Genomic DNA, 6,446 nt, shown 5'->3' with positions numbered 1-6,446 from the left:
CTTGGGGGCCGGAGCCAGCGTGAGGGGGCGGGACAGAAGCTTCGTGAGCATGAGGAGCTCTCCTTGCTCCCCGGTACGAAATGCGTGCGCAGCCGGTTACACCGGAACTGACACAGGCCCCGTTTCACCCACGGAGGACTCAGGCGCTGCGCAGCGTGAGCAGCGTGACCTCGGGCGGGATTCCGATGCGGAAGGGGAGCCAGTGTCCCGTGCCGCCGGAGACGTAGAGGTGGCTGTCGCGGAAGCGGTAGCGGCCCAGCATGTGTTTGAAGGCGAAGCCGAACAGGGGCACTCCCAGGAACGCCACCTGTCCGCCGTGCGTGTGGCCCGCGAGGGTGAGGCGTGCGCCGCGCTCGGCGGCGTAGGGGAAGAAGTCGGGGTGGTGGGAGAGGCAGAGCACCACGTCGTCCGGGTTTCCGTCCTTGAAGGCCGTCTCCGCGGAACGCTGCCAGCGGCGGTCGCGCCCGGTGCGGCTGGCGCCGGACATGGGGAAGTCCACGCCCACCACGCGCACGCGCTGACCGCCATGCTCCAGCACGTGGGCTTCATCCACGAGCAGCCGGACCGGAGCGCCCCGCTCGGCCAGCTGCGCGTAGCCGCCCAGGACTTCGTCGAGCCCGCGCCAGTGCTCGTGGTTGCCGAGCACCGCGAGCATGCCGTGGCGGGCCGTCGTGGAGGCGAGGGCGGCCATCGTCTCGTCGACCTGGTTCACGTCGTCGATGAGGTCCCCGGTCATCACCTGGAGGTCCACGCCCGCCTTGTTCATCACCTCCACGGCGCCGCGCAGGTACTCGGTGGAGATGAAGGGGCCCACGTGCACGTCGGTGATCTGCCCGATGCGGAAGCCGTCGAGCGCCGCGGGGAGGCCTCGCAGTTTCACCTCCACCTCGCGAACGGTGAAGCCCAGGCTGCCACCCACGACGCCCACGCCACTGGCGCTGATGGCGAGGACGGGCATGGCCTGACCGGCCTTCACCAGGAGGCTGCGGCGCTCCAGGTCCACGCCGGGAGGCGCGGCCTGCTTTCTGCGTTCGGCGCGCAGCTTGAGGATGAGGAACGGCGGGCCCATCAGCATCACCATCAGCGCGGCGATGCTCCACACCACGGCGAACAGCTTCACCGGCACGAGCGCCGGAGGCGTGTGGTGCAGGCCGTAGCCGGTGACCGCGGGCACGGTCCACGCCGCGAACGCGAAGACAGAGAGGCCCACCAGCACGCCATGGCGCCAGCCCCGGGTGACGACGGGCAACAGCCTGCGCAGCACGAGATACGCGCCCAGGTAGACGAACAGCAGGACCAACAGCCTTCCCATGGTGTGCGCGCTCTCGGTGTCGTGAGGAGCCCCCAGGATAACGGACCCCCTGACCGCGCGCCGTGTCCCGTGTCCGGGCTGCTCGCCTCCTGGGCTCCCTGGGTGTGAGCATGGAATGCTCGGAAAATGAGGAATCCTGCTCGGTTGGGCCTGTGGCTGGTGCTGCTGCTGGGGTGTGCATCCGCACCCGGGCCCTCACCCGTGAACGACTGGGTGAGGGCAGAGGACTCGTCTCGGGAGTGCGAAGCCAGTGACGAGGACCAGTGCCTCACGCACGTCTGCGAGGACGACATCTGCGCGCTGTTCCGGTGCGAGGACCTGGCTCCGGACCGCATCGTGCGGACGCGAGGGGTCATGCCAGCGGCGCCCATCTTCGTGGCGCCCGGCAGCGGGCCGCAGCGGACGTGGGGAAGTGCCCAGGGCCTACCGCGAGACGCGGTGCCCGTCATGGTCTTCCGCTGGCATCCCCGAGAGAAGCTGCCCAGCGAGCTTCGCCGTGAGAAGGCGCAACAGGAGTGGGCGAAGCGGCCGAAAGAGCGTCACCACATCTTCCCGCAGGCGTTCAAGGCGCACTTCGATGACAAGCGCATCGACATCCATAAGTACGTCATCGCCATTGATGCGGAAGTTCATGCGCGCATCCACCGGGGCAAGGACGGTGGGCCCTGGAACCAGGATTGGTATGCGTTCATCCTCCGGGAGCGGGGTGACGCACAGATACCGGCGTACTTTGAACATGCCTCCTGGATGATTCAGAAGTACGGACTCTTTGGGCTGACGATGACGTACTGGCAGCAGGTAGAACTCGCGCCTGTAACCGTCGAGGACTAAGCCATGCGCTACTTCTCTATCGAGAGCCCGAGCTTCGATGAGCCGCGACAGTGGAGCGGAAAATACCGGGCACGTCACCGATGGCACCTGTCCGGCGTTGACTGTCCCAGGTTCGGCCCCTGGGCATGGATGGATGCTTTTCCCTCCGTGGACCTCTCAGCCGTGGAAGAGCCCGTGTTGGCTGAGCCCAAGGGGCCCATGTCCGTCGCGGAATACGATCGGCTGGTAGCTCTCATTCGTCCCTTTGTTCCTTCCGTGCTTCCCATCAGGGCGGGAGGCTCGTTCGGACCCATGATCGGAACCGCACAAGGCCGGTTTGGTCCGGTGACTTGCTACCCTTCATGGGAGCTGGTCCTCCGCGAGGACGCGGTGGAACTGCTCCAGGCCGAAGGGCTGCGGGGCATCATCGCGGTCCGGATGGAGCTCCGGTCGCGCCGAAGCACCATGCCCGCGCTCTACGAACTGGAAGCCCGGCCCTTGGCCCGGCTGCATCCGGACTGCATCGGCGAATGGAAGACGCCCGCGTGCGACCTCTGCGGCAAGCCTGAGTCCTTCTCCCTGCCGCCGAAGCGCTGGCTGCTGCGGTCTTCCATCCCCGAAGGGCTCGACGTCTTCGGCATCGAAGGGGCCAGCCCGCGCGTCGTCAGCGAGCGCTTCGTCGAAACCGTGCAGCGCCTGGGCCCCAGCGACGTGCACTACCGCGAACTGCCCGCGGAGTAATCACATCCCTCCACCCGGGCTCGCGAGCCGCAGGTGGGAGTGCAGGGTCTCCGCTCGCAGGTACAGGAACTGCGCATCCCCGAACGCCAGCGCGTCTCCGTCCGCGAGCATCCGCTCTTCGCCTTCGCCCAACTCCGCGGCGTTCAGCCAGGTGCCGTTCATGGACTTCAGGTCCTGCACCGAGCACGTCCCCTGCGCCGCGTGCCAGCGCAGCACCGCGTGCTGCTTCGACACGGACGGGTCGTGCACCATCAGCGCGCACCCCTCCGTCCGCCCCACCCGCATCTCCTGCCCGTCCTGCTCCGGTCCCAGGAAGTGGACCTCCAGTGAATCAAACGCCTGGAGCATGACGAGCAGCCGGTCCACCAGCCGGGAGCGGTGCGCCATGCCCACCGTGCGTGCTTCCGCCAGCCGCAGCGCCACCTGCTGGAACACCGGCTCCGGCGGCTGCTGGATGAGCACCACCGGCCCTGAGGCTTGCAGGAACGCCTGGACGGGCGCGTAGGCGAACGGGCGGAGCTGTTGGACGGAAGGCATCACGCCCTCACGTTACCCCCAGCCCCGCCCTGGTGCGAGCCACGGACTCCCAGTGTCAGCTGCCCGGCGGTCCTTCCAACCACTTCAGGACGAGACAGACGCCTTCATCAGGTGGTCGCCGTAATCCTCCCGCAGCTTCATCTTCAGGAACTTCCCCGTCGACGTGCGCGGAATCTGCGTCACGAAGAGGATGTCATCCGGCAGCCACCACTTCGCGAACTGCTTCTCCAGGTGCGCCGTCAGCTCCGCCTTCGTCGCCTCCTGTCCCGGCTTGAACACCACCGCCGCCAGCGGACGCTCGTCCCACTTCGGATGCCGCCCCGCGAACACCGCCGCCTCCAGCACGGACGGGTGCGCCATCAGCGCGTTCTCCAACGCCACGGAGCTGATCCACTCGCCGCCGGACTTGATGACGTCCTTGCTGCGGTCGGTGATGTGCAGGTAGCCCGCTGGGTCGATGGTCACCACGTCGCCCGTCTTGAACCAGCCGTCCTTCGTGAACCGGTCCTTGCCCTCGTCTCCGTAGTACGACGCCGCCACCATGGGCCCGCGAACCTCCAGCTCGCCCATGGCCTTGCCGTCCCAGGGAAGAATCTCCCCCGTGTCGCTCACGTGGCGCGTCTCCACGAACGGCACGGAGTAGCCCTGCGACGCGTAGGCATCCAGCTGCGTCTCCGGCGACGCCGTGTGCAGGTCCCCCTTGAGCCGCGCGAGCGTGCCCACCGGGTTCATCTCCGTCATGCCCCACGCGTGCAGCACGTTCTGCCCGTGGCGCTTGCGGAACCCGTCAATCAGCGCCGGTGGCGCCGCGGAGCCGCCAATCACCATGTGCCGCATCCGGCCCAGGTCCCACTTGCCCGGCTCGCGGTCCAGCTGCGCGAGGATGCCCAGCCAGATGGTGGGCACGCCGCCCGCCACCGTGACCTTCTCGTTCTGCATCAGCTCCAGCAGTGACTGGGGGTCCAGGTGCGGCCCGGGCAGCACCTGCTTCGCGCCCGTGAGCAGCGCGTCGAAGGGCAGGCCCCACGCCGCCGCGTGGAACATGGGCACCACCGCCAGCACCGTGTCGGACTCCTTCAGCCCCAGCACCTCCGGCAGGCAGCACACCAGCGTGTGCAACACGATGGAGCGGTGGCTGAAGAGCACGCCCTTCGGGTTGCCCGTCGTGCCGGACGTGTAGCAGAGCATCGCCGCGCTGTTCTCATCCAGGCGCGGGAACTCGAACGTGGGCGACTCCGCCGCGAGCAGCTTCTCGTAGTCCAGCCGCCCCTCCGGCACCGGCCCGTCATCCGGGATGACGATGACGTGCTTGAGGCTGCCGGCGGCCTTCTCGAACTTCTCCACCAGCGGCAGCAGCGAGCGGTCCACCACGATGACCGTGTCTTCCGCGTGGCGCGCGATGTAGCCCAGGTCGTTGGGGTGCAGCCGCAGGTTGAGCGTGTGCATCACCGCGCCCATCGCCGGCACGCCGAAGTACACCTCCAGGTGCTGGTGGTGGTTCCAGCTCAGCGACGCCACGCGGTCCCCGGGCTTCACTCCCAGCCGCGTGAGCGCGTTCGCCAATTGGCAGACACGCTTGTGGAAGTCCGCGTACGTGTAGCGGTGCAGGGACTTGTCCGGCTTGCGGCTGACGATCTCCTGCGCGGCGTAATAGGAGCGCGCGCGCTCCAGGAAGTGCGTCAGGGTGAGCGGGAAGTCCATCATGCGACCGGTGAGCATCGACACCATCCCTTCGGGAGAGGGGGGAGGGCCGGATGCTACCGGATGCACGGGGCCATGCCTGCCACTCCCGGTGGGGGCAGGCATGGCGCATCACGTCAATGTCAGCCGAAGAAAACCTGCGCGACCTCGAAGAACTCCTTGGGCACGCGCTTGAGCTCTCGGGTGGCTTCCGCCAGCTGCTCGCTGACGATTTCGTTGCCGCGCAGGGCGGCCATCTTGCCGAACTCGCCCCGGGCCACCATGTCGCACGCATGCACGCCGAACCGGGTGGCGAGCACGCGGTCGTGCGCCGTGGGGGCGCCGCCGCGCTGGATGTGGCCCAGCACGGAGACGCGCGTCTCGAAGCCGGTGCGCCGTTCAATCTCCGACGCGACGATGTTGCCCACGCCGCCCAGGCGCGGACGGCCCGCTTCGTCCAGGGCGCCCGTGGTGACGAGCTGCTCGTTCTGCTCCGCGGACATCTTGATGCGCGTGCCCTCCGCCACCACCACGATGGAGAAGGTGCGCCCGCCCGCGTGGCGGCGCTGGAGGTGCTGCGCGACGGCCTCCAGGTCCGCGGGAATCTCCGGGACGAGGATGACGTCCGCGCCGCCGGCGATGCCCGCGTAGGTGGCAATCCAGCCGACGTGACGGCCCATCACCTCGCAGACGATGACGCGCTTGTGCGACTCCGCGGTGGAGTGCAGCCGGTCCACGGCCTCCGTCGCGATGTGGACCGCGGTGTCGAACCCGAACGTGAAGTCCGTGCCGTTGAGGTCGTTGTCGATGGTCTTCGGCACGCCGACGATGCGCAGGCCCTCCTGGGACATGCGCGTGGCGGCGGACAGGGTGCCCTCGCCGCCAATGGCGATGACCGCGTGGATGCCATTGCGCTCGATGGAGCGCTTCACGCGCTCCAGGCCGTTCTCCACCTTGAACGGGTTGACGCGCGAGGTGCCCAGGATGGTGCCACCCCGGTGGAGGATGCCGGAGGTGGTCTCCCGCGTGAGGCGGAAGTGGTTGTCGTCCAGCAGGCCCTTCCATCCATCACGCAGGCCCATCATCTCGAAGCCGTGCTCGCTGGCACGGCGGACAATGGCGCGGATGACCGCATTGAGGCCGGGGCAATCACCCCCGCCGGTGAGCACGGCGACTTTCATGAGTCCGGTTCTAGCGCGACCCGGCCTCCGCGCGTGAGGACGGATTGCACGGAACGCCCGTGGGAAACCTTCCCCGGTCCCCGGGCGTGCGGGGGACCTGGCCTGTCAATCGCCGGCCGTGTTCACGTGTAATTCCCGGAAGCGTGTGGCCTTGCCGCGCGGCGCCACGCACCGGGGGGCTGGGG

6 protein-coding genes are annotated in these 6,446 nt (G+C 68.3%); 2 read left to right on the top strand and 4 right to left on the bottom strand.

Translation table 11 applies throughout. The features are described 5' to 3' along the window. Nucleotides 1-139: 139 nt before the first annotated feature. Nucleotides 140-1,312 carry a metallophosphoesterase gene (locus D7V80_RS39835; RefSeq protein WP_120592994.1) on the bottom strand — a complete coding sequence of 391 codons (1,173 nt, stop codon included), beginning with the start codon at nucleotides 1,310-1,312 and terminating at the stop codon, nucleotides 140-142. A 126-nt stretch (nucleotides 1,313-1,438) separates the two neighbouring features. On the opposite strand from D7V80_RS39835, the gene D7V80_RS39830 reads away from it, so the two are divergent. Continuing rightward, complete coding sequence (locus D7V80_RS39830) at nucleotides 1,439-2,143, top strand: TIGR02269 family lipoprotein (protein ID WP_120592993.1); 705 nt, start codon at nucleotides 1,439-1,441, stop codon at nucleotides 2,141-2,143. Nucleotides 2,144-2,146: 3 nt separating this feature from the next. Then, on the top strand, nucleotides 2,147-2,863 hold the full coding sequence (locus D7V80_RS39825; protein ID WP_120592992.1) for a double-CXXCG motif protein: 717 nt from the start codon (nucleotides 2,147-2,149) through the stop codon (nucleotides 2,861-2,863). Here the strand turns inward: D7V80_RS39825 and D7V80_RS39820 are convergent, their stop codons facing one another. The 3 genes from D7V80_RS39820 to D7V80_RS39810 form a co-directional block, all read right to left on the bottom strand. After that, nucleotides 2,864-3,400: an FHA domain-containing protein gene (locus D7V80_RS39820; RefSeq protein WP_120592991.1), complete on the bottom strand. Its 537-nt coding sequence runs from the start codon at nucleotides 3,398-3,400 to the stop codon at nucleotides 2,864-2,866. Between the two features lie 84 nt (nucleotides 3,401-3,484). Continuing rightward, a complete protein-coding gene (locus tag D7V80_RS39815; RefSeq protein WP_120592995.1) occupies nucleotides 3,485-5,119 on the bottom strand; it encodes a long-chain fatty acid--CoA ligase in 1,635 nt (544 codons plus the stop codon). 104 nt (nucleotides 5,120-5,223) lie between these two features. Further along, nucleotides 5,224-6,261, bottom strand: a complete 1,038-nt coding sequence (locus tag D7V80_RS39810; protein WP_120592990.1) for a 6-phosphofructokinase — start codon at nucleotides 6,259-6,261, stop codon at nucleotides 5,224-5,226. Nucleotides 6,262-6,446 lie beyond the last annotated feature (185 nt).

It is taken from the genome of Corallococcus sp. CA054B (assembly GCF_003611625.1).
GTDB lineage: Bacteria > Myxococcota > Myxococcia > Myxococcales > Myxococcaceae > Corallococcus > Corallococcus coralloides.
Note: the sequence above shows the minus strand (reverse complement) of the source record. Positions and strands in the feature narration are given on the sequence as shown.

Bases quoted from the DNA above. Each gene is read 5' to 3' on its own strand.
- D7V80_RS39835 (WP_120592994.1), bottom strand. From the start codon at position 1,312: ATGGGAAGGCTGTTGGTCCTGCTGTTCGTCTACCTGGGCGCGTATCTC.
- D7V80_RS39830 (WP_120592993.1), top strand. From the start codon at position 1,439: ATGAGGAATCCTGCTCGGTTGGGCCTGTGGCTGGTGCTGCTGCTGGGG.
- D7V80_RS39825 (WP_120592992.1), top strand. From the start codon at position 2,147: ATGCGCTACTTCTCTATCGAGAGCCCGAGCTTCGATGAGCCGCGACAG.
- D7V80_RS39820 (WP_120592991.1), bottom strand. From the start codon at position 3,400: ATGCCTTCCGTCCAACAGCTCCGCCCGTTCGCCTACGCGCCCGTCCAG.
- D7V80_RS39815 (WP_120592995.1), bottom strand. From the start codon at position 5,119: ATGCTCACCGGTCGCATGATGGACTTCCCGCTCACCCTGACGCACTTC.
- D7V80_RS39810 (WP_120592990.1), bottom strand. From the start codon at position 6,261: ATGAAAGTCGCCGTGCTCACCGGCGGGGGTGATTGCCCCGGCCTCAAT.